The organism is Pseudomonas sp. AC463, assembly GCF_979253585.1.
In genome coordinates, this window is record NZ_CEEDDZ010000286.1 from 1 (window position 1) to 341 (window position 341).

Here is a 341-nt window from a genome sequence, read left to right on the forward strand (position 1 = left end):
TCGGCGAAACAGGTACCGCTGGGCAGCGCCCCCCCCTGCCGCGGCAGCACGCGCGGCGGCTGCACCGCCTGCGCCTGCGCGTGCGTCAGCAAGCCCGCGTCTTCCATCGCGCCGACCACGACCATCTCTCGGGCGCGGGCGCCCGTCAGATTCACGGTCGGGGCAAGGCGCGAGGGCGCCTTGACGAGGCCCGCGAGCATCGCCGCCTGACCGATGTTCAGCGCCTGCGGCGTACGGCCGAAATAATGCTTCGATGCGGCGGTGATGCCGTAGACATTGTCGCCGAAATACACGTTCGAGAGGTATCGCGACAGGATCTCGTCCTTGGTCAGCCAAGCCTC

At 68.6% G+C, this 341-nt stretch carries 1 protein-coding gene; it reads right to left on the minus strand.

Annotated features, from left to right (window positions below; genetic code table 11):
* A partial coding sequence (locus tag AC0IYH_RS30180) for a transglycosylase domain-containing protein (protein WP_471837796.1) occupies nucleotides 1-341 on the minus strand: 341 nt, incomplete at both ends.